Source organism: Candidatus Uabimicrobium helgolandensis, from assembly GCF_041508025.1.
Lineage (GTDB): Bacteria > Planctomycetota > Uabimicrobiia > Uabimicrobiales > Uabimicrobiaceae > Uabimicrobium > Uabimicrobium helgolandensis.
This window is the reverse complement of the sequence record NZ_CP165719.1, coordinates 1,659,020-1,683,302: the sequence shown is the minus strand read 5'-3', so window position 1 is coordinate 1,683,302 and position 24,283 is coordinate 1,659,020. Positions and strand designations below refer to the sequence as shown.

Annotated in this window: 18 protein-coding genes; 11 read left to right on the top strand and 7 right to left on the bottom strand. The window is 34.0% G+C overall.

Going from position 1 to position 24,283, the window contains the following annotated elements:
* Nucleotides 1–83 precede the first annotated feature (83 nt).
* Genes UABHE_RS06160 through UABHE_RS06150 form a run of 3 tightly spaced genes read right to left on the bottom strand, consistent with a single transcriptional unit; the run spans nt 84 to nt 4,796 of the window.
* Complete coding sequence (locus tag UABHE_RS06160) at nt 84–1,052, bottom strand: ATP-binding protein (protein WP_372369379.1); 969 nt, start codon at nt 1,050–1,052, stop codon at nt 84–86.
* Nucleotides 1,053–1,055: 3 nt separating this feature from the next.
* Nucleotides 1,056–2,027, bottom strand: a complete 972-nt coding sequence (locus UABHE_RS06155; RefSeq protein ID WP_372369378.1) for a prepilin-type N-terminal cleavage/methylation domain-containing protein — start codon at nt 2,025–2,027, stop codon at nt 1,056–1,058.
* Between the two features lie 3 nt (nt 2,028–2,030).
* Complete coding sequence (locus UABHE_RS06150; RefSeq protein WP_372369377.1) at nt 2,031–4,796, bottom strand: FHA domain-containing protein; 2,766 nt, start codon at nt 4,794–4,796, stop codon at nt 2,031–2,033.
* A 221-nt stretch (nt 4,797–5,017) separates the two neighbouring features.
* On the opposite strand from UABHE_RS06150, the gene UABHE_RS06145 reads away from it, so the two are divergent.
* The 6 genes from UABHE_RS06145 (at nt 5,018) to UABHE_RS06120 (ending at nt 12,917) form a co-directional block, all read left to right on the top strand.
* Complete coding sequence (locus tag UABHE_RS06145; protein ID WP_372369376.1) at nt 5,018–5,671, top strand: hypothetical protein; 654 nt, start codon at nt 5,018–5,020, stop codon at nt 5,669–5,671.
* 438 nt (nt 5,672–6,109) lie between these two features.
* Nucleotides 6,110–7,870 (top strand): hypothetical protein, encoded by a 1,761-nt coding sequence (locus UABHE_RS06140; protein ID WP_372369375.1) that lies wholly within the window; start codon nt 6,110–6,112, stop codon nt 7,868–7,870.
* Between the two features lie 205 nt (nt 7,871–8,075).
* Nucleotides 8,076–8,642: an inorganic diphosphatase gene (locus UABHE_RS06135; RefSeq protein WP_372369374.1), complete on the top strand. Its 567-nt coding sequence runs from the start codon at nt 8,076–8,078 to the stop codon at nt 8,640–8,642.
* Nucleotides 8,643–8,792: 150 nt separating this feature from the next.
* A complete protein-coding gene (locus UABHE_RS06130; protein WP_372369373.1) occupies nt 8,793–9,662 on the top strand; it encodes a response regulator in 870 nt (289 codons plus the stop codon).
* A gap of 347 nt (nt 9,663–10,009) precedes the next feature.
* Nucleotides 10,010–11,878, top strand: a complete 1,869-nt coding sequence (locus tag UABHE_RS06125) for a hypothetical protein (protein WP_372369372.1) — start codon at nt 10,010–10,012, stop codon at nt 11,876–11,878.
* A gap of 268 nt (nt 11,879–12,146) precedes the next feature.
* The gene (locus UABHE_RS06120) at nt 12,147–12,917 is read left to right on the top strand and encodes an SDR family oxidoreductase (protein WP_372369371.1); all 771 of its coding nucleotides are present in this window, start codon (nt 12,147–12,149) and stop codon (nt 12,915–12,917) included.
* Nucleotides 12,918–13,127: 210 nt separating this feature from the next.
* Here UABHE_RS06120 and UABHE_RS06115 read toward each other — a convergent pair whose 3' ends face one another.
* Nucleotides 13,128–13,994: an endonuclease V gene (locus tag UABHE_RS06115; RefSeq protein WP_372369370.1), complete on the bottom strand. Its 867-nt coding sequence runs from the start codon at nt 13,992–13,994 to the stop codon at nt 13,128–13,130.
* Between the two features lie 579 nt (nt 13,995–14,573).
* On the opposite strand from UABHE_RS06115, the gene UABHE_RS06110 reads away from it, so the two are divergent.
* Both UABHE_RS06110 and UABHE_RS06105 read left to right on the top strand, forming a co-directional pair.
* A complete protein-coding gene (locus UABHE_RS06110) occupies nt 14,574–15,143 on the top strand; it encodes a prolyl hydroxylase family protein (protein WP_372369369.1) in 570 nt (189 codons plus the stop codon).
* A gap of 66 nt (nt 15,144–15,209) precedes the next feature.
* Nucleotides 15,210–15,785, top strand: a complete 576-nt coding sequence (locus tag UABHE_RS06105; protein ID WP_372369368.1) for a 2OG-Fe(II) oxygenase — start codon at nt 15,210–15,212, stop codon at nt 15,783–15,785.
* A 76-nt stretch (nt 15,786–15,861) separates the two neighbouring features.
* Here the strand turns inward: UABHE_RS06105 and UABHE_RS06100 are convergent, their stop codons facing one another.
* Together UABHE_RS06100 and UABHE_RS06095 are read right to left on the bottom strand one after the other, a co-directional pair.
* Entirely contained in the window at nt 15,862–16,740 is an 879-nt protein-coding gene (locus UABHE_RS06100; protein ID WP_372369367.1) for an NAD(P)-dependent oxidoreductase, read from the bottom strand.
* Nucleotides 16,741–16,755: 15 nt separating this feature from the next.
* The gene (locus UABHE_RS06095) at nt 16,756–18,462 is read right to left on the bottom strand and encodes an ankyrin repeat domain-containing protein (protein WP_372369366.1); all 1,707 of its coding nucleotides are present in this window, start codon (nt 18,460–18,462) and stop codon (nt 16,756–16,758) included.
* Between the two features lie 129 nt (nt 18,463–18,591).
* Between UABHE_RS06095 and UABHE_RS06090 the strand changes: the two genes are divergently transcribed.
* The 3 genes from UABHE_RS06090 to UABHE_RS06080 all read left to right on the top strand — a co-directional run bounded on the left by UABHE_RS06090 (nt 18,592) and on the right by UABHE_RS06080 (nt 22,692).
* Nucleotides 18,592–19,818, top strand: coding sequence for a HEAT repeat domain-containing protein (locus tag UABHE_RS06090; RefSeq protein ID WP_372369365.1), 1,227 nt, complete (start codon nt 18,592–18,594; stop codon nt 19,816–19,818).
* 228 nt (nt 19,819–20,046) lie between these two features.
* Nucleotides 20,047–21,363 carry a tetratricopeptide repeat protein gene (locus UABHE_RS06085; protein WP_372369364.1) on the top strand — a complete coding sequence of 439 codons (1,317 nt, stop codon included), beginning with the start codon at nt 20,047–20,049 and terminating at the stop codon, nt 21,361–21,363.
* A 201-nt stretch (nt 21,364–21,564) separates the two neighbouring features.
* The gene (locus UABHE_RS06080) at nt 21,565–22,692 is read left to right on the top strand and encodes a leucine-rich repeat domain-containing protein (protein ID WP_372369363.1); all 1,128 of its coding nucleotides are present in this window, start codon (nt 21,565–21,567) and stop codon (nt 22,690–22,692) included.
* A gap of 646 nt (nt 22,693–23,338) precedes the next feature.
* On the opposite strand, the gene UABHE_RS06075 is transcribed toward UABHE_RS06080, so the two are convergent.
* Nucleotides 23,339–23,812, bottom strand: a complete 474-nt coding sequence (locus UABHE_RS06075; RefSeq protein WP_372369362.1) for a GyrI-like domain-containing protein — start codon at nt 23,810–23,812, stop codon at nt 23,339–23,341.
* Nucleotides 23,813–24,283 lie beyond the last annotated feature (471 nt).

Genomic DNA, 24,283 nt, shown 5'->3' with positions numbered 1-24,283 from the left:
GACCCTTACAATTTTAAAGCTAACTACTAAAGTTACACAAAGAGTATTCTTAAAAAGCTTGTCATAAAATAAATAACAAGCTTTTAATTATTATGAAGAAACATACAAATATTTTCCCAAATTAATCCTACGGAAACATTTCTTTCCGTCATATGTAAGCATTTGAGAAGAAAATCTAAAAAAGAAGCTATTTCATAATAAGTACAAGAAAATGTTGATCGTTGTAGTTCGCCAAAAAAATCACTATTTATGATTTGTGAACTTTCAATTTCAGTGTATGACTTTATCAACATCATATCGCGAACAACGCTAGACAAAAAAGTAATCCATTTTTTTGTTTGTTGGCGTCCTTCTTCACCACTTTTGCAAAATGCCATTATCGCTGCTGAGATTGATAATGGATCGCGGTTACGCAAAACAATTTGAATTAGGCTATCACGAACTTTCCAATCGTTTTCTAAAACGAGAAGTGCACTTTGTAAATTGCCGTCAGCTAATTGAGCAGCAACTTGAGCTCGATGAAGTGGTATTTGATGGGTATTTACTAATTCTTCGTAAGTTCTTCTAATCCCTAAACTATTTAACTTAAAAATTTGGCAACGTGAAAGTATAGTGTCTGGAACACTATAGATATTTTCTGCTGTGAGCAAAAATAACGCGTGGGCGGGAGGTTCTTCGAGTACTTTTAATAAAGAATTAGCAGCTTCAATACTCATTCGTTCAATATTCAAAATAACAAATATTCGATACTTCGCTTCCCAAGGTTTAATAGAAGCATTCTGAATAACATTGCGAATTTTATCAATCGAAATGTTTTTTTTATCACCCGCAGAAACTTCCATTACATCAGGATGAATTTTTTCAGCTATTTTTTGTTTCGTTGTAGAATTACTCTCTAGTGGACAAAAGATTTTCTCAATAATATTTGCGGAGGTTTTTTCCAACAACAAACTATCACTTCCCACAAGCAAAGAGGCGTGAAAAACTTTTTCCTGCTTTACATTTTCACAAAAGTAATCGACAATTTCTTCGCAAGACAATGTACTTTCCATTTGTTATTGCCTTTCTGTACTTTCCTCTATTTTTAATTGCCCCATCAAAGAAATAGTAACAGCAAATTCTTTTTTTGTTGCTTGTTCTTCAATCACAACATTTGCTTTTCCTTGGTGAAATAGAGGATGAAGTTTTCCCGTTTTATCAAATATAATCGGCGTTGTATGTACACCGAAAGAGAGGTTCTCTGGTAGTGTGTAACGCTCTAACTCTACCAAAGATTCAATAACTATTTCATCTATATTAAACTGCGACTCTTCAGCAAATATAAGTTGCGCTTGATAATCTTCTATCGGTAAAAAATTCTCAATTGAATGTACTTTTTCTTCAACATTGTTTACAAAGATAAAGACCTTGCGTCCATCGTAGCGAATTTTGAGATGGGTCCATTCGAAGAGAGACAAAGAAGAAGTAGTCCTAATACTTTCTCCCTGCCAATTAAAAACAAGAGTACGTTGTGGAGTCAGTTGTAAACTACCATTTTCTCCTAAGGAGAATACAACGCGATTTCCCGTTTGGCCAGTGTAAAAAAAACCCCAAAACGAAATAATAAAAGGATTATATAAACCAAGGTTTTGTATAGTGCCGCAGCGGATTTGTCCGCTTTTACTCAAGCCGATAGCTTTTCCTACGCGACCGGCAATACTCTTGCCACCATCAACTTCAATAATTCCGCCAAAACCTTCACTACTGTTTTGTATAATTTTTTCTAAATGCCAACAACCGACTAAACGACTTCCTTCCAAAGTGACAGTATCTTTTTGGATATTTATAACACTTTTATTCTGTGATTCAGCAGCATAATTTTTAGATGTTCGAAGCATATTGCGTACTTCAAACGCGGCTCCTTGAACCGCTAGTCGTTTGTTGAATTGTGTAAAAAATGCACTACTTATACCTAAAACAATAGAAATTATGGCCATAACGACCATAAGTTCTATTAAAGTTATTCCACTTGTTGAAAAACGTCTCATCGATTATTGACTTCCAAATTTTTGTGTCCAGTAATTGCTTGACTGTCCTGACCCCATTGCTCTCCACATAAGATTAAGTATATTCCGATGGTGACCTGCGCTATGAACCCAGCCATTATGCGCTTCCTGCGGAGAAGTACGTCCCATGTATATATTTTCGCCAACACCGCGACCTGTATAGCCAGCTGTTCGTGCTCTTTGCGCTGGCGTTGCTCCTTCTGGTTCGCCAGGAACATTGTGAGCAAAAATTTTATTGGCCCGCAAATACCCGCTGTGTTTTCTCGCAGCAATAGCAAGAGAACTATTAATTTTTACTGCCGACCGCCCCATCATATGACGATAAGCATTTGTAATTTCCACCTGCCGCCTTTCTGTTGATGTTGCGTCGTTTGTTCCACTATTGTTTTCTTCCATCACAATTTTACTATCTCGAATACGTTGATTTTCTTGCGGCGACTCAGCATAATTTTTAATGTCAAGACGTCCATCAATAAACGAATTAAGTGATTCTAAACGATCTTCCCTTGGAACTTCGTACATGCCAGAGTACTCTTTTTTCAAAAAAGTATCAATTTGCAATATAATTTTTTTACTTTTGAGTATTCTAGGTGACAGTTTTTCAATTCCCTTTGAAGGAGTTTCCCAGATTTCACGTACAGCTGCAACACGTTTGTCTACATCTGGTTGCGCTGCCGCTCCTTTGGTTTCATCTGCAGGATACGTTTTCTCGTCGAAAATAAGAGCAAGAGCATGCTTTCTTCTTTTTTCTAATTCAGTTTTGAGTTGCTGTAAATATTTAACAGCAGCGAAATCAAAACTATTTTGAATTTTTCGCATCAATTGTTTACGAGTAGCAAAAAGGTTTTCTCCCAATGCAATAAGTAATGTATCTTTGATCTCAAGATCTGACACACGTTTTACTTTATTGTGAATTTTCTGCAACTCACTAGCGAAATATTTGTTTGGCTTAACAACTTGTGCCCGAGAAAAATCTTTGATTTCTTCGCGATACTCGACAAGTAATTTTTCTTTAGGATGAATTAGCAAATCGCGAAAAACAATAAATCCCTTGGATTTTGGTATTTCAACTCCAGTCCATCTTGAAAAAAAGCGATCCACTTTATTTTTAGCACTTGGAATATTGTCGAGAATAGAAATAAGCACAGCGTGTACCTCTTCTTCCAGACCTGACACCATGCATAAACTTGCCAACCCAAAACCACTTTCTTCATCAAAAGGAAGTTTTTGCAAAGCGGAAAGTTTTACTGCTGCAGGCAAACTACCCCACTTAAAATGAATTGTTCCTATTTCGCCTCTTAACCCAAGAACTAAAGTCTTATTTTCAATATTTCTTATTACTGCTTCTTTATTTGCGATAGGTATATATAAATCTTCGATACTTTTCCACGAAGCAAAAAAGTTCTGCTGCAACCTTGCTAAGCTTTTAAAATCTCTTGCGTATTCTTGGATAATTTTTCGCGTTTTGCCGTTTCTAGTTTTTTCACGTAAGCCAGCTAATTTTTTAATGACTTCGTTCCATTTGTCATTTTTGATTAATTTTTTTACATCATACTGATCTAAAAAATTTGAAATGTTTGGAATATAAGTATTTTGCTTTGGTTTTACTACTGCAATTTCTTGCGTTTTCATTTTTTGTAGTGTAGTTAACAGAGAGTGCGCTTCGTTTGCTAAAGGAGTATTCAAATAGTTTTCATATTTCATTAGCACTAACATTCGCGCTTCTAAAAGGCGATTTTTACTCTGTAAAAAATCAATTTTTTGATTAAATGCTACCCAATCTTCTCGTTGTAGAGCATACATTTTAGTAATTTCAAACTCGACTTTATCTCGCCAATGTTTGAGAGGATAGTCCTTATTAAAATTGTGATAATACTTTAATCCTGCTTGAAAATTACCTTGCTCCATTTTTTGCTGAGCAGAGTTCTTCACTCCGTCAAAAACACCTGCAATTTCAGCCTCATAATCATTTTTAGCTTTAACTAATTCTGCCCTAATTACGGTATAAATTTCAGGCTCTTTATATATCTTACTCAAGTCTTCAAGAACATATATATATTTTTGCGGCGAATAGTCTCTTGTTTGATAAGATTTACGTGCAGAATACAAGGTACTATTTGCATTAGAGTAGTATGTATTTTTTTGTTTTAGACGCTCTATCGTAAGTTCGATTGTTTTAGCTAAAGATGTTCCTTGTACAATTTCAGCAATTTCTTCGAATTTTGTAATCGCGACTTTACTATCGAGATCTTGAGCTAAAATTTCTTTATATTTAGCAACACTTACTTGATAAAAATCATAGTTCTCGCGAAAACGCAATGTAAGTGAAATGAAGAATAAAGTGAGTAGTCCAACAACAAAAGGAGTAGCATAAGGTATTTCTCTCCATTTGGATAACTCAGTAAAAAAACTATCATTTTGAATCTTTCGAACGTGAGTCGCTGTTACACTGCAGTCATTTGCAAACAAATAATTGTCTTCTATTTTCATTACTGTTTTACCAACAGTAACCACATCTCCGTGCTGTAAAACATGAGAATTTACTTTTTCTCCGTTTACTTTGATTCCATTAAAACTGCGTAAATCAACGATTTGATAATTTTTATCGCGATATTCAATCAAACAATGATTTCTAGAACAACTATTATCGTTTAGATAAATAACATTATTTTCAGAACGACCTATTGTTACAGCTTCTTTACCTAAAGTGAGAGATTTTTCCTCTCCTTCGTTTTTATATACTAGTTTCATAAATACCTCCTTGTTTTTTTATTATATCACCTGCACTCACCTGCACAAAAAAAAAATACATGCGCTACAATTTTCTCACCTGTTTTTTCCTAAACTCAGCTAAAAAACTTCCTAAGGCAATATCTATAAGTAGCTTAGAGTTCCCTTGTTTTTTTGGCATGACTATTGCTTACTCAAAAACTGTTATATTCAAATTCAAAAAAAAATTTAAGGAACGATTTATGAAAACAATTATAGTCACTCTTATCTTAACCATATCAGTATCGTTTTTACATTCACAGGAAACGAAAGGCAGTTCAACAGATGTAGAAGTAAGTGGAAATATTCACTTTTATGGAGATCGATATATATTAAAAGGTTCTAATGATGATTATGGAAAATGGTTCGTTCTACTTGAATCACCATCTCTAGAAAAAATAGCAAAAAATGTCGATCTATTTTCTCGTTACAGAATCCAGGGAAAGATTTATGTATTTAATAACACGATGTATTTACTTCCTAACAAACTAAAAGCTCTAGAAAAAACAGTTGGCTCAGCTCAAGATACACTACAATTTAAAAAAAATAACAAAAAGTCTTCTAAGAAAAAGAAAAAGTCTTCTAAGAAAAAGAAAAAGTCTTCTAAGAAAAAGAAAAAGTCTTCTAAGAAAAAGAAAAAGTCTTCTAAGAAAAAGAAAAAGTCTTCTAAGAAAAAGAAAAAGTCTTCTAAGAAAAAGAAAAAGTCTTCTAAGAAAAAGAAAAAGTCTTCTAAGAAAAAGAAAAAGTCTTCTAAGAAAAAGAAAAAGTCTTCTAAGAAAAAGAAAAAGTCTTCTAAGAAAAAGAAAAAGTCTTCTAAGAAAAAACAGCTGGAGAACGAAGACGAACTAGAAAATTAAAAAACACAACTCATCATATTTGTCCTCGACAACTATTAAATCGGAAATAACCAAGGCCTTATAACAAATTATATCCCAAATATTTATCTAAAAAATTACTAACAAAGTCTCATAATTTCACAACTTAATATACCGACCTACCGCTACTCACAACCATTTTGTTTACATTTTGTTTACAAAAGAGATAAATCATAGGAAAGCTTGTAAATTAAACGAAGTGAGGATATCGCATCAAGATGATATCGGTGTCAAAAAAATATCATCTTGGTGCTTAATTCAACAGTAGTCGAATGGACATAAATACAGATTATTTTTTGTGTTACGCTCAACTAAAAAATGCTCTAAATAAAAAAAAATTGCGAATTTCGTGTATCGCGTAGTATAATTTATATAGCTAAATATAGTTATAAAACAAATTCTATGCCAAAGGAGGTTTTTATGATACGCGCAAATAGCTCTTTCAAAAACACAATGGTTGTATTAGCTTTACTCTTTTCATTTTTAGGTTCATATGCGATTTGTGAAATTTCTATACCTAGAGATATCCAAAAAATCGTATTTAAAAACCCTAACAAAGCAAAATTAATAAAATACATTCATAAAAAATACCCTAAATTAACAGAGTATTATTCTCAGAGGCAAGGTTTTTTTGCGATAGAAGCTTTGAGCGAAGATCCAATTGCAGCAATCTACAGTATGGAAGTTTTTCCTGGCTATTTTCACTATTTAGCCACAAAAACAAGTGCTGCGGAAGCTGTTCGTTTTATAAAAGCAACTAGTCACAATAAAAATTTCTTAAAAACATACGCAAAAAAACTGAACAGATACCAACACAAACCGAAGTTACTAGGTTTGTTAATTCGTTCAAATTCGCATGCAAAAGAACATTTGATTACCGACATTGAATCTAAATCAGCACAATTAGCTTCAAGGCTGATAGAGCTTTATGGTCAAGCTTCATCAACAGTTCGCGAAACAATACTTGAAAAACCACACGCAGCTTTCTTTCTTCTGGAGACAAAAGAAGACGGCATAGATGCCATAAATAAATATGGTGATGTTGTTGCATCTATAGCGACTTTTTATAAACCTGGAGAAAGACGCGAAGTTTTACGAGAACTTAAAATAGGTGGTAAGAGTTTTATTGAGGCTTACAACGAAGCGTCTATTGTTGGATGGCGAACTGCTGTTCGTTTTCCTAAACTATACCAAAAACTCGTAAAAACAATGGGAATTGTTGCAGCTCTTGATTTTTTAAATGCAAACGGACACTACTTAGCTTCGCACGTACAAGATCCTACAGATGAGATGTGGATAACTTCTGTAACTCAGCAAGTAAAATCTTTGAACCGAGAAGGTATTCTCAATTATACTTATGTTGATAGTTTTGCTTTTGCACTGTGTTCTGAAGTAGAAGATGGAAAAGAGCTTATTGCGCGTATGGGAGACTACCTTCCTGCAGCGCTTATATACCACTACTATCCACGACACAAAACTTTTCTATGTCGTTTTTTAAATCGTTACGGAATAGCTCCATTAAAACTACTATACGACTATTCTAAAAACGAAGAAAAACGCTTACAATTAGAAAGTGTTATTGATAAATACTCTTCAGAAGGCTTGCTGTTAATTACCTATAGCTCACGTAAACAAGAAGCGATGAGTCTACTGCTATCAGACGGTTATGATCGTGGAAAGCATTACTTAAACAAATTTGGTTTTGATGAGTATGGCATTCCTAACTTCCGTGGTTCAAAGGATATGATGCCTGACCTCGTAAAAACTACCATGAATTATTTTTGGTATGGTTCAAAACCGACATGGGCAGAAGTTGGTTTGGCAATATGGGATGCAGTAGATTATCTACACACAATATACACACTTGGAAACTCAAAACTAATTAGTCAGTCAGGAAAAATGCTATTTGGTAAAGCAACAGGGTATGCCTTTGTGAATCTAGCTAAAAGTGAGTCTAAAAAATTCACCCTAGCTAAGCTAAAGAAAGTGGCTCTAAAAATCGCATGGAAATCTTTCAAAAAGGTACTCAGAAAAGAACTTGTACATCAACGTTTTAATCAGCTAGAAAGACTGGCTGTTGGAACTGTGGGAAGACGAATGAGCAAGAACTTTTTAAAGTCTTCATGGAAGTACTCTTACAACATCGCGCTTAGTGAATTTTTGACGTATGTTTTTGAGTAAGACGCACCAAGCGGTATTGTAGCGTCTAAAAACTAACTTGAGAAAAGTAGAACGTGCTCCTAGTTATGAAATATTATAGGAACACTATAATAAAATAAAACTTATTTAGCTTCGAAATTCAGTAAGCAACACACTTTTGCATTGTATGCAAAAGTGTGTTGTTTTTGTATAAGGTTTTAAAACCACAACTTTTGAAAGAAACAAAATGCATCCATGGCATGAGATTCCTATAGGTCAAGAATTACCGCGCCTAATCAATGCAATCATTGAGGTTCCTAAAGGATCAAAAAATAAATACGAATTAGAAAAAACAACAGGTATTCTAAAAGTTGATCGTGTACTTTATAGTTCAATTCACTACCCCGCAAATTACGGATTTATTCCTCAAACATATTGCGAAGACAAAGATCCTTTAGATATTTTGGTACTTGGACAAGAACCCGTTCATCCTTTAACTATGCTTACTGCCAAACCAATAGGTCTAATGAATATGTTGGACCAAGGCGAGGCCGATGACAAAATTATTGCCGTTCATGAACACGATCCAGAATATTGTTCGTATAATAACCTTGAAGATTTGCCATCGCATCGCATTCGAGAATTAAAACGCTTTTTTGAAGATTACAAAATCTTAGAAAATAAGAAAGTCATTGTTGAAGATTTTAGAGGAAAAGAAGCGGCCTTAGAAGTGATTATTGAAAGTCACAAAGTTTACAAAAAGCATTTCTCGGCTAAATCGAAAAAACGATCTCCTAAAAAACCAAAGAAGTAAGTCTAGAAATCCAACGTGCTTCCTGTTTAATTCATTGGTTGGTATACGCTTATATCCAAAGCGGATTTATATTTTATAAAAATAATCTTGCAAACATCCTCTTCTATGTTATATTTTTACAAAAAGATTATTCAACATAAAGAGTAGAGTATGCCACCAATAACAATAATGACTGTTGATGATGATCCTATCATTCGCTTAGCTTTAAAAAAGATATTGCAGCGTGATAATTGCACAGTAACAGAAGCTTCTGATGGGCAAGAAGCTCTCGAAAAAATCCGTTCGCAAAAACCCAATCTAGTTATTTTAGATATTCACATGCCGAGAATGACAGGGTGGCAACTTATTCGAAATCTACGTACCAATCCTATTTTTTCGTTAATTCCTGTCATATTTTTATCTGCAGTAACTCCACAACAAAATCAGCTTCAAGGTTTCCGTTTAGGCGCTGATACTTATATAGAAAAACCTTTTTCACCGAAACAGATCATCACCGCGACTATAGATACCTTAAAAAAATCTCAAGAATTTCGCGCGCAATTCAACATCACAAATCAAGACGACAGCTTTCCTGAAGAAGAAGTAAATCAATATATTGAAGAAAGTGATGAAATCCTAAGTATCGACGAATTTGAAGCTATGGAGAATTTACCAAAAACAAGTCCCGTACAAACTATACTTAGTGGTAGTTTAAAACAAATTGGTTTATCATCTGTACTATCAATGATTAATCTCGAACAAAAAACAGGTATTCTTATTTTACACAACCCCGATAATACTCAGCAAGTAGAAGTTTCACTTGTAAACGGTGAAGTGTATCAAGCTTCTAGTACATATATTAATTTAGAAAACGAAGAAGCGATATACAATGCACTTACGTGGAAAAGTGGTAAATTTGCTTTTTACTACGGAGAAGTCGATGTAGAAAATCAGATAAATTCATCAATAACTTCTCTCTTGCTTGAAGGTGCTCGCCGTATAGATGAAGTTTTTCGCGACGAGGAAGAAAAACTTTCATAAAATTTACTTAATAATTTGTCATACCGCAAAAATCACAACATAATACTTTTGTCGGCTTCGAATCCGCTCAGAAATAATATTATCTGTAGATACGACATTGACGAATATCATCCCTAGTAAAAACAACTATCTAACGCTATAAACAATGCTATCAATGTACAGTGAACATATACATTTTCTAGGGCATGCGGACATCTAAAATTTGTTTAGTGGGTAAGTCACTGTAAAATCATAGTTGGACGTATCAAACGTGGCATAGCCAAATTCTGGAAGTTTGATAATTTCGCTAGGATTTATGTAATAAAGTCTAAATGCCCACACGCCCTATTTCTAAAAGGAAAAAAATTATGAGAATATTGATTTTTCTTGTGTTGATTAGCACTTTTACTTGGTCACAACTAGTAGAAGAAAAGTATGAAGAAAAACAAATAGACATTTTGTTAGAACAAGATAGTGATTTGCAAGGCAAGGTTAATAATATCTGGCAACTACTAAGTAGCGAAGAACAATCTCAAAAAGCGTTTTTTCAAAACATCAATAAAAAAATCAAGGAATTACTAGCTTACAATTTAAAGTACAAAATGAAATACCAAGAACTACTAAGACGTTATAACTTAAGCACTAATGAATTGAAAAAACAGCAACACTTAATCAGTCAACTTACGAACCAAACCAGTGATCTCCAAAAAAATCTCAACAATACAGAAAATCTATATCGCCAAAGTCAACAAAATAATGCAAGTTTGATTGCAGAAGTAAGTAAACTTCGCGAACAAATAGCAATGTACAAGACAAAATATAACGATTCAAATCAACGTTGTGAACAAACCAAACGCGATAATGAAGACCTAATTGCAATTGTCGATAAGTTGCGAAACGAGAAACAGAATTTAGAACAAGAATTAAACAGACTAAAAAATCTATACGCTAATGAACAAAAAAATTACACACAACAGTTAAATGAAGCAAACAATCGCTACAACTCTCAAACACAAAGTTATAAAGATTTGCAACAACAGCGCGATAATCTCCTCAAAAAGAACAAACTATTATCCGAAACTATCGAACAACTCCGCAAGCAACTTCAACAAAAACAACAAACAACAAATTATCAACACCAAAGGGGCTATGTTGTTACAGGAAAAGCAAATATTCGCCGCGGAGCCATCGCAAGAGCTTGGCGTAAAGCAATGCTAAAGTCTCTACAAAAAAACTATGATCGCAATGATTTTGAAGCACATCATTCTGAGATAGAACAACATTTATACAAAAACTGGCGCGATTACACAGTGGGATCAATAGATAACCCTGCTGTTGTAAAAAAATTCGATGGACGAAAAATAACTATTCGCGTTGAAGTAAAGGAAGATAAATTACTTAAAGATATCCGCTATTTATTTGATCAGACTCGTTCAAAACTCAAAGGTATGCATGTTGCACTTGTCGCTGAAAGAAACAGTTATCATAATCAGCAAGATGTTATGTTTGACACGTTACAAGATAAACTAGGGCAAGATATGACGGTCCGCGATTTACGTGCTATTGATAATTTAATGAAAAAAGAAGCGCAAATGTTAGGGTTGAGCGCTGGAGCCGATCCTGCAGGTTATGTAGCAAGAAAATTCAATCAAGTAAACATTGTTATTTACATGGACGTAAAAACACAAATACAACGTGACCCTTATGCTGGCGAAATGGTATATGCTACTCTGAGGTGTAGAGGCGTATGGCAACAAACGGCACAAGAATTATGGCATTTCCAAGTTGTCTCTGGTAAAAAAGCCAAACCCGTTGCTGTTCAATATTTAGGACGAAAAGCCGCTCAACAAAGAGCAATAAAAAACACTGCCTTAGTTGCATACAAAAAAATACGCTCACAAATTCGCAGTCGTAAAACAGTACTTCCAAAAAATGTTTACGAATTAAAATTTGTCAATTTAGGTAAAAATAAGCGCCGCGTCATAGATGCTATTGCCGACATGAAATTCGGCAGGAGACCCGCAATGAAAATCTTACCAGGCTCACAAGGAGCAGGCAAAGACTACTTTTCATTTCGCGTAAAATGGTTATTAACGCGTGAATCAATAGACGATATTATTGCACGGATAGAGGAAACATGCGAAGACAACGAAGTATCTGTTGAATCTAAAATATATAGCAAAGGCGTTATTATATTCGAGCCAGCAAATTTTGACGAATATGACGACGATTTCTAAAACAACGGTGCTATTGGAAAAAATTTTAGGACAGGCTATTGATAAATGACTTAAAATGAATGTAGAACTTATTTTTTGCAACAACGCCAAAATAACTGCAAACGGCATCTCTTATTCTTCACTGAATCACGGCAGGCCCTAAATCCGTTTGCCAACGAAGCATTTACATATTTTACTCAAAATTATCTCTACCAAATAATATAATAAATGTCACTTAATTGGCATACCAATTTTTCAACAACGAAATACTCCAAATAAAGGAAATTGTATGAGAACTTATTTAATATCTGGTGCTGGTTCAGGAATAGGTCGCGCGATAGCAATTCATATTTCTTCAAATTTTTCTGATTCTTTGATCGTTTTGATTGGACGGAAAAAAGATAAACTAGAAGAAACTCAAAAGATGCTTCATTCGCCAGAAAAACACGCTGTTGTTGCCGCAGATATTAGAGATAACGAATTATTACGAGAAAGTTTTAATAATCTACAACTTAAAGAAAAAAATGTTTGTGGGATTGTAGCTAATGCTGCAATGGGAGGGGAAAATCATTATGGAAAAGAAGATCAGTGGTCTGAAATAATAGATATTAATCTTACTGGAACTTACCGTTTTGTAAATGAATGTTTACCTTTGCTTCAAAACTCTAAAGAAAAATACAAGCACATTGTCGTCATGTCATCAATATTAGCACGTTTAGGTGTACCAGGCTATAGCGCTTACTGTGCTTCAAAATCAGGTGTCTTGGGTTTAACACGCTCTTGGGCCGCAGAATTAGGCAGTCAAAATATCTTAGTCAATGCTGTTTGTCCAGGTTGGGTCAATACAGAAATGGCAAGAGAAGGTATACAGAAATTTGCTGAAAGTACTGGAATTTCATTTGAAGAAGAACACAAAAATCAAATGCAACATGTTCTTTTAGGAAAAATGAGTGAACCGCAAGAAATAGCTTCTTTCATTGGTTATCTAATGTCGGAACAACAGATGTCTATAACTGGACAATGTATAGATATTAACAATGGGGCAATTATGCCATCATAGGCTATTTAAAACATAACCAATGGTTAGCACAGGCACTCCAAAATCGAAAATCGTACCTGCTTTCCAAATTTAGTTTCTTTTTTAGCTTCTTTTGTTTTGAGAATCTTTGACAGTATTCTGTCTTACTATTTGCTAAAATAATTTGAAGAACACCAACCAAAAGAGTCTATTGTAATAAACATACAATAGACTCTTTCGTCCTCTACAAAATCAAATTTTATCATACTGTGAAAAACCATCTACAATTTTTTGCAATTCTTTCATATTGAATTTTTTACCTATGGGTGTTGTAAATTGTTTTTCGTTGAGTTTTTTTACTATCTTACGCAGGCCAAGACCTTGTTTTTGCAAGCCTGCTATAAAATTCATCACCTGTATACGCATATCTTCATCCCAAATGCACTGGTGTTCTTCACGTTGTATTACGCTTAAATTGTGAGCATGCACCAACGGAAATGGTTCGCGATGGTTTTGAGTCGATTTGAGTGTTATTGCAATTGCCGTATCTAAATCAATTTTGTATCCGCAAGACACATATATTGGCTGGCCATTGAGCAGTGTACGCACAGCGGCACCAACAATTTCGTTATCGTGGTAAATAAATTCACTGGCTCCATAATTGCGTTGTAGAGTTTTATGCGTTCCTAATAATTTCGTTTTAGCACAACCAACTGTTGGTATATCTAGTGATAATCCTAAGTGACAAGCAATACCAAAACGATACGGGTGGAGCTGGCCGTTACCGTCAACGAGAATAGCGTCTGGTTTTACTTGTAAGCGCTCAAAAGCTTGCAAAATGCACGGGATTTCCCGCAATGCTAAAAACCCAGAGCGGTAAGGAAAGGGAATTTCTCCTATGCATTTTATTTCTTCGACAATTGAGTAATCTCTAATATCGATAACCACAACACCTGTGTATGCCTCATTATTATCATCGTCATACGCAACATCGACTCCTGCAACTAAATTCACATCTGAGTTTATTGGACAATGTTTTATCTCTGTTGCGTACTTTTTTTGCAACTCTACCATTTTCTGTTTGTTGTCACTTAGTTGTAAATCTCTTTTTATTTTCATAACTTTCCTCACTTTGCTAAGGTGTACTGACATTTAGATTCTTATATAGAAATAAGACTCGTTGTTAACAAAGACGAGTCTTATTTCCAGATTATTTGCAAAAATCTTATTCGAGCATTCTTTTTGTGTAAGGGAGGTGGTTGAAAATAATATACCAGATTTTACATAGAAATTTTATTTATCAACTAGGCATTTTGAACGCGCATAGTCTTAGTTCTGTAAGTGAAGAATAACGAAGTTGATGGATAAAAGAGCATGTAAAATGGTAAATTATTTTCCGCCACTTCCCTAAGTATTTGTACACAAGTTATTTAAAATTTAACAAATGCTACGCGATAAATTCTGGTAATAGAAGTCTGTAAATCACAAAAATAATGGCTCGACGAGATTAATAATGCGTAATTTTAGAATGCAGCTCATTGTAAGTGAGATTGCCACAATAAAAGATGCGGCGTAGCCAATAATTCTTCTAACATTTATTCTCCTAGTTGATGATCTATGCTGTATAATTTTATAGCAAAATATAATAGCATAGTATTTGCAATTTACATTAATGCTTTAGTTTTAGGAGAAAAAACGGTGCAAAAAAAACTATGGACTAAAAACGTTTTTACAATAACGGATGTTTTTTCCAAAGAAGAGTGCCAAAAATATATCAATCACACTGAGAAAATTGGCTTTACTGACGCACCTATAAATACGAATACTGGCGCAGTCGTTAGTCCTGAAGTTCGCAATAATACGCGAGTGATGTTTGACGATAAAGATATAGCAAAAAAATTGTGGGAACGAGTGAAAACGTTTGTTCCTGAAAAATATAAAGGAAGAAAATTTCTAGGGCTAAATGAACGATTTCGTTTTTATAAGTACGATCAGGGACAACGCTTTGCCCCTCATGCTGATGGTTATTACACTAGAGAAAATGGAGAGCGTAGCCTTTTTACTTTTATGATTTATCTAAATGAAGACTATAAAGGGGGGGAAACAAAATTTTTTTATATGCCTTTATTAGGTCGAAAAAAAGAATTTGTTATAAAACCTCAAACCGGAATGGCTCTATTATTTGAACATACAATTATCCACGAAGGAGCCACTGTTATTACCGGGCGAAAATACGTACTTCGTTCAGATATTATGTATACTAAATAAATATCACTTCAATAGAGATAGTGAAAAAGACTCAATAATCTAAATTTACATTTAGGAGAAAAGACAGTGGAAAAAAAAGAATGGACTAGTAATATTTTTACAGTAACTAATGTTTTTTCCAAAGAAGAGTGTCAAAACTATATCGACTACACCGAAAACATTGGTTTTGCCGATGCCCCTATAACTACAGCGATGGGTCCAGTAATGAGTCCTGGAATTCGCAATAATACTCGGGTAATGTTTGATAATGAAGAGATGGCAAAAAAATTGTGGGAACGCGTAAAACCCTTTGTCCCTGAAAAATGCGAAGGAAAAAAATCTCTTGGGTTAAATGAACGGTTTCGTTTTTATAGATATGATCCGGGACAACGCTTTGCTCCTCACGGCGATGGTCATTACACTAGAGAAAATGGTGAACGTAGTATTTTTACATTTATGATTTATTTAAATGAAGACTGCGAAGGGGGAGAAACAAAGTTCTTCTTTATGCCTTTATTAGGTCAAAAAGAAGAACTCGTTATAAAACCGCAAACCGGAATGGCACTACTGTTTAAGCATGCAATTATTCACGAAGGCGCTACGGTTGTTTCAGGACGAAAATACGTGCTTCGTTCAGATGTTATGTATACTCGTGGGTACTAAATATTACTTCAATGGAGATAAATGATTAGAGCGCGTCAGCGTCCTAACTATAAAGTTTTGTGCTACCTTCTTAAAATTACCATTGTGGGTTTTGTTCCCACAAAGCATAAAGACCTTGGGTTCCCATATTTTCTCCGCCAGCACTAACGGCTTTCTTATAATATTCAATGGCTTTTTGCAAAACAGGAACATTTAAATCAATATTTTGCGCTTCTTTAGCAGCGATTTCCATGTCTTTTAAAAAGTGCTTTATTAAAAAGCCAGGAGCAGTGTCGTTATTTACAATTCGCGGTGCTAGGTTATCTAAACTCCAACTTCCCGCAGCTCCTTTGCTAATAGCTGCTAGAAGTTGTTGTTGACAAAGACCACTTTCTTTTGCGTAGCGAAGAGCTTCAATCATTCCCATCATGGTTCCAGCAATAACAATTTGATTACACATCTTGCAATGTTGTCCGCAACCAGACTCTCCTTGATAAACAATATTTTTCCCCATGAGCTTTAAAAGTGGAAGAAGCTGTTCAAAAACTTGCTTTTCTCCTCCCACCATAATAGATAGAGTTGCATTTTTAGCACCTGTATCCCCACCGCTCACCGGTGCATCAAGCACATGAATGTTTTTTGGTGAAGCACATTTCGCTATCTCTATGGCAAGTGCAGGCTCACTGGTTGTCATATCACAAAGAATAGCGCCACTCTGCGTATTTTCAATTAAACCATTGTTTCCAAAGTATATCTCACGAACATCCTGAGGAAAACCAACAATAGTAAAAATTACTTGGCAAGATTTAGCGACTTCCATTGGCGAATCGCACCACCTTGCTCCTCCCTGAATAAGATCATTTGCTTTTGCTTTACTACGAGTATACACATATAAAGCATACCCAGCTTTTTGTATGTGCGCTGCCATCTGCGCGCCCATAATTCCTAAACCTATAAAACCTACATTCTTTGTCAAAGATCTCTCCTCTTATTATTTTTGTAAAAACTTAAGTACCTCGCCTTTAGCAACATCTACAGCGGTTTTTCCTTTTTTGTTTTTGATAGTAGTGTCTGCGCCAGCTTTTAGCAGTAATTTTGCTACTTCAACATTTGCAGCATAAAAAAGAGGTGTTTGCCCTTCATCGTCTTGCAAGTTAACTTTCGCACCTTTTTCAATAAGAAGAGTCATCATCTTTGCGTCTCCCATTCGCGCAACATAAAAAAGGGCTGTTAAATTTCGAACAGCAACATTGACATCAACATCTTTTTCAATAAGCAACTTTGCAATTTCCACGCGTCGCCTTTTCATGGCATTCATGAGAGTAGTATTTCCATAAGAATCTTGTTGGTTAATATCAGCGCCTTTTTCTAAAAGGAGTTTAACGATATCTATGTTTTTCATAGAGCACGCTTTAAGAAGAGCGGTATTGCCATATTTATCTTTTGCTTTTACGTTGGCACCTTTTTCAAGTAGCAATTTCATAAATTCAAGATTTTCTATAGCATAAATCAAAGGTGTTGTTTGGTTTTTGCTATTTCCACCATTAACATCAGTACTCTTTTCAATCAGATATTTTGCTGCGTCGTTATATTCATAGTAGAGACTTTGCATCAGAGGTGTATATCCTGTCCTATTGTAGACATTCAATTCGGCACCATTTTCCACTAGCAATTTTAATAGCTCCGCTTCATCTAAAACAGAAAAAATTAGAGCATCACCGCGCGAATTTTTCACATTAACATTTGCACTTTTTGCAATAAGTTGTTTTGCTATATCAACGTATTTTTTTGAAAAAGCTTGTGATAATGCTGTTTCGCCTTTTTTATTTTTGATATTTACATCGCACTTCTCGTTTAAAAGCATGTCAATAATTTTTAAGGCATTGTCTTTTTGAAAATACATCGCACCTACTGCTTGCATTAAAACAGTATCACCTTTGCTATTTTGAACATTGACATCTGCCCCCGCTTCTAACAAAGTACTTATTTTTTTTATATCTTTATCTTGACTAGGATAGTTAGCTGTAGCAATTAAATAAGTATTGCCATTTTTATCTTTCTCATCAATATTAGCGCCCATTTTAACCAAGGTCGGTATTATATCTAGATTGTTAGATTTTATCGCCTCTCCAAGAATTGTTGTTCCGTATTTATCTTTGACGCTGAAATCAGGTTTATATTCCAAAATAAATGCGATAACCTCATTTTCATTGTTGAAAAAAGCGGAATGTAATACTGTTTTCCCTTGTGTTCCTTGCGTATTTACATTTGCTCCTGCGGCAAGGAGCATTTTGGCAGGCTCAAACCCTTTTTTATCATAGTCTTTTAAAGCAAACTCGAGAGCAAATTCGTCATTAATAACAATGTTAGGGTCGGCCTTAGCATCAAGAAGTAATTTGATGATTTCCGTGTTTCCGCCCTTCGCGGCGCTCATTAATGGAGTGCCAGGCATGTATTTACTTCCACCTTCAAAGTTAACATCTGCTTTGGCATCCAGAAGTATTTTTACTATTTCGATATTTTTTTTCTCAGCAGCGGCCATAAGAGGTGATTGACCATAGCCATTTTTTTGATTAACATCAGCACCTGCTGCAAGAAGCTCCTTTACTTTTTCAGCTTTATTCCAGGAAATAGCTGAAAATAAATTTTCGGCTATAGCGAAATTACAAACTATCAATAATATACAAATCGTTTTCAAAATATATCTCCTTTTACGTAGAATTTGTTATAATCAACTCTCAATTCAATTGAAAAAATCATAGCAAATTGTCAGTAGAAATCAAGAAAACTTAATTCCTATAAACCTTAAAACCTTAAAGGTAACGAAATGGTAAAAGATCAATTAAGTATTCCACCACTTATTGAAAAAATCGCCAAAAATCAAACCGCGTTTTTTCGAAATATTATTTTACAGCTAGGTGATAAAGATGTGGTTAAAAGAAGATCTGCTGTGTGGAGTGTCTATTCCGAAAATATACAAAGTGCGATTCCAATTGTTTGTGACCTTTTACACGATGAAAATATTGATGTAAGGCTTTCAGCGATAGCTGTGTGTGGACAACTACAAGTAGAAAGTGTTTTGACTGAAATAGATAAATATATTAACAGTTTTTCTAAATGCGAAAAAGAAGCTGCTCTTTATGCAAAAGAAGATATTTGTTTTGGCAAGTTATCAGTGCCTATTTTACAAAAAATTTCTTGTGAATTTCCAGAAGTCAAAGACGCAATTGAAAACTTCGCGAAAGCAAGAACATTTAATCAGCGAACTCCGAGTATGAATAGTTTAATCATTTCAATAAAAAACAACTATCCACAACCTCTTGTCCTTTTCTCACAACTTATTAATATCCCTTACCAAAGATTACAATGCCTGCTTGCACAAGAAATAGCACATATAAATACTGATTATTGCCGACAAATTTTAGTTTCTTTATTTGAGAGAGCAAATAGTAAAGTTCGTCAACAACTTTGTAAACAATTTATTCAATACAATTACAGAGAGGCCATTTCTCAATTAATAAGCGAACTACAAACAAGTGAGAATGTACAACTAATTGAAACGTATATATTTACCCTGGGAAAATTACACGCACAACAAGCAGTGCAGGTCCTTACCACCAAAAAACATTTATTCCCACAAAAAGTCGCTCAAGCACTGGCAACGATATGTATAGAAAGCTCTTTTTCTACCTTGCTTTTCTTTTTGCAAACTAACGATCAAATTGTTTCGCTGTTCTTTAAAAACGTTATTAACCAATTAATTTCTAAGAAAATAGAGCAAGAAAATGAACAAAAATGGCAAGAACTTTTACAAAATCCAGACGCCCAAGTAGATATGCAGGAATACACAGAAAAAATATGCCTTCCTGTAGTAGTTGTTGAGATAATTGAGAAAAAATCGCAAATTTGCGTTGAATTTACAGCGCAGATGGAACGCACCATAGAACAAGTAAAAACTACTTTATATACGATAAACGGTTGTGTTGTTTTCGAACAAAATGGAAAAGCTTTGCGTGTTGAACGGCAGATACAAAATGAACTTTCGTACGAATAGTTCGTTTGGCGAACATCTTTTAAACCTAGAATTGTTCGTTCCCTAGTTTGTTCTAAATATTCTAAAAGTAAATTTTGTTAATAAACAAAGATGGTTTTTTATTTTAACAGAATAATGATCTTATTTTGTTTTTATTTTGAAAAAAAACAAAAACTGGTGATATAGTAAATTTTGAATAAGATGTTTGATAAGTAATTACAACAAACCAATTTTTATTTAGGAATCATCATGAAAATTCAAAAAATTATTTTTGTTTTGATACTCACAGCTTTTAGTTATTCAGAGAATATATCGATTCAAAAATTACTAGAGAAAGGTACTAGCTACCAAAATCAAGGTGATCACAAACAAGCTATTATGGTATTTGATAAAATTATAAAATTAGAGCCTAGTTTTGTACAAGCGTATCTTGCAAGAGCAAATAGCCATTTTAGCAATTTCAACTATGATAAAGCGCTTTTGGATTATGATAAATCTATCGAAATAGCTCCAAATGTAATTGCTCACAAAAAAAGAGCAGAATGTCGTGTTTCTCTTGAGATGTACAAAGATGCTGCTGAAGATTATAGCTATATCCTAAAATCAAATCCTAACGATATAAAAATACTTTTTACACGCGCAGAATGCTATTCTTCTTGGAAGTTAGAAAAATATGAGCAAGCAATAGAGGATTACAATAAAATTCTGACAATAGATCCACAAAATATCCAAGCTCTTTTTACAAGAGCACATTGCTATTCCTCTGATCTTGAGCAGCCACAACAAGCAATACAAGATTATACGAAAATATTGGAAATAGATCCTCGAAACATAAAAGCCCTAGCAAATAGAGGAAGTATATATTCTCTAGATCTTGAACAACATAAAAAAGCAATCAAAAACTACACAAAAATATTAAAAATAGAACCTAGAAACAGGGATGCATTGACGCATAGAGCACACTGTTACTGCCGTTTTAAAAATTACTCCAAAGCTATTGAAGATTACACTACTGCAATTTCAATAGATACAAATTATTTGTTATATGCTGAAAGAGCAGGTATTTATTTTGATTCGAAAAATTATCAAAAAGCTATAGATGATTACAATCAATCAATAAAATTATATCCAGGCTATGCACACACACACTACTACAAAGCAAGATGCTATGTCTATCTTCAACAGTATAAAAAAGCAATCAAAAATTTTAGTATTTCTTTATCCTTAGAACCTCAAGATGACGAAACTTACCGAAGAAGAGGAACTTGTTATTTTCAATTGAAAGAATATGAAAAAGCGGCTAAGGACTATGAGATAGCAATAAAAAAAAGTCACAAAAATAGCGATCTTTATCACGATTGTGGCGATTGTTATTACAACTTAAAAAAATACAATAAAGCCGTTGAAAGTTATAGTCGTGCCATCGAATTAGATTCAGATAATACTGTAGCTCTTGAAGGAAGAGCAAAAAGTTATGAAGCTTTGGGAAAAGAGGTAGAGGCAAAAAAAGATTATGATGAAATCGAAAATCAAAGCTGGGAATTAGATGATGAGGATTGGGATTAACTCATAAATATTATACAAAGCCCTGTTAATTAATACCATTCCTGCGGTAAATCTATGAAACTGATTTACCAAATGAGTTTCGAGCGAGAAAGACAAGAGACACAAGTATTATAAAGCCTCAGCGAAATCAATGATCGCCATATAAAGATACAGTAATACCAAATTCAATTTTAGTGAGATAGTCTTATCTAGGAACGAAATATGAAGCTCTATCGTGTACTTGTAAAATTAATGTTACTCCTTTGTATTCTAGCTACATTTTTTGCCATTGCAGGTGTAGTTTTGTACTTCAAAGCTATCAGAGATATGAAAGAGATATATGGACCAGAGTGTGAAGTTAGAACGTTTTCTTTTAATTACGGATTCACAGTTTATGGAGTAAGGAAGCATGGTGAAGATTGGCAACCAGCATTATGGAGGTTGTTCGGTGATAGAAAACCTAAGCTAGGAGTTCGAGATTTAAGGTATATAGAATATCTCAATGGTATTACGAGTTTAGATCTTTATTTTCGTGGACTAACCACTATCCCATCTGGAATAGGAAAACTATCCTCTCTAAAACGTCTAAATCTTAGTTATAATCAAATAGAAAATTTGCCCATAGAGATAAGTCAGTTAACTTCTCTCGAAGTTCTATGTTTAGAGAGGAATAAACTAAAAAAAATATCTATTGGTATCGGTAATCTAAAATCTCTTAAGATTTTGCTGTTAGAGGACAACGAATTAGTAGACTTGCCAGAAAATATTGCGAATCTTTGTAATTTAGAGTGGCTTTTGTTAAATGATAATTGTTTTTCAGAAATGCCCAAAGTTGTATCTAATTTGAGCAATTTAAAATATCTAACTTTAGATAATAACAATATTCAAGCATTATCAAAAGATATAGGTAAACTCAAAACGCTTAAGATATTAAGTATTTCAGGTAATACACTATCTTTTTTACCACAAGAAATTGAGAACCTACAGTGTATCGAAGATCTAAACATATCAACCAACCAATTTAGCACTTACCCCGAGCAAATCAATCAGCTTATTTCTTTAAAGGTACTACAACTAAGAAAAAATAAAATTAAGATTCTACCGAAAACAATTATAAAGCTCAAAAGACTTTCGCAGTTGTATCTTCAAGATAATCACCTTGTGGCTTTACCACCAGAAATTGCAAATATGGATGAACTTTCGCAGTTGTATTTAATTGGGAATAAAGTCAATCAAAAACAGCAAGAACTTATCAAGTCTTGGCTACCAAACTGTAATGTTTATTTTAATGAAATTAGTGATGAAGATATAAAATTTAAGGAAGGTAAATTTGATGATGAAAATGATTAAGAGCTATTGAAAGATAACTTTTTACAAGAAGATGACGTCTCAAGAAATTCAACTTATGGTAGATAACCATTGATAATGGTTATAATCTTTTTACTAGGGAATCTCCGTGGTCAAAAATCTTTTAGAACTAGCAACAATAACCCACTATTTACAGACGATGAAATAACTACTATCAATATTATCGGATAGACAGAACTCTCAATCTGCCTGGTTTTGTTATGTATGAAAGAATTATCAATATTTATTTCCCCAAATTCCTCAACGTCCACAATATGTAAAAAGATTTTTTCGTTTGCAAAACACTACTTGCTTTCTCTAACAGTATCTCGTAAACCTTACAAGTGCTAACTGTGGCAAAGAATTTCTTATTGATTCTTTTCCACTTAATTATCTAACATCCAAAGATTGAAAAATTCTTCTCAGCCATTTCAATATGATGGGCTTCTGCTTCTAAAAAATTACATTATTATGGCTTCAAATGCCATTTAGTTGCTGACCTATAAAAGGATTAATAAATTCTCTTGTTGATAAAATCACTGCTTTTAATATGGCCAGCTTCCTTAATCTCTTGTTACATCAACCTTTACTTCCTATGAAAGGATTTGTATACTAATTTAGCTTTTTCAACTGGAACAAGTCGTAATAGTTATTTATCTTTGACGGGCAGAATTAAATGCGTTTTCCATTTGGAAGAGTCAGGCTCAGTACTTGGATCTGTGATATATATTTCACGCACCGAACCACATGGTTCTTTTCCATTATCTGCAACTTGGCCATATAAAGCTTCATGAGATTCTCCTAGTTTTTCGTAGGGACCAATATGCCAATATGTTGCCATTGTTCCTGCGGGAATAACACTAAATCGAATGTTGTTTTTGCTATCTACCTCCTCAGTTATTTCTATCCCTGCCTCCATGTCAAAAGTACCTTTTTTTTCGTTGTGTCCATGGTAAAGAGCAAAAGGTCTTCCTGGTTGACAACCTTTTTGTTGTGCATAAACATAAACAGCTGGTAAAAATTCTCCTAACTTCTTTGATATTTCTGCAGGAGAAGATTCAAAACGTATAGCCAAAATGTTTTGTTTATCCATTTGTGTATATTCAAAAATATTTTCAGACATCTAACTTACTCCAAAATATATACGGAAAACTTACCCATAATTATTTATAATAATATAGCACTTTTTTATAATATGCAAGTTAGATTTTTTTTTGTATAAGATTTCTAGAACACCACTGCGCATGATTTTTATGCATTCTGTAAAATTTCCATTGTCTTCCACAAAGTGATTAAGTATAAGACTTACAGCTCAGTAGCAACTTACGTACCCAGGGTCTTCCAGATTTGCGTATCTAGACCAGCGATAGCTAATAAAACATTAGTTTTTTTGATATAAAACTATTTATCGATAAAATGTAGACCAGCAATACCTACGGTTATTTCACGAAGCGTTAGTTTTTCAAAAGACCGTTTACTCAGTGGCATCGAATTGGAGGCATTTGTTAACAATTAAATGACGATGTGATATAAGGAAATAGAGTATTTCCAACCTTTGAGAAAACAGTGACTAAGAGCAATGCTCCAGCGGCCT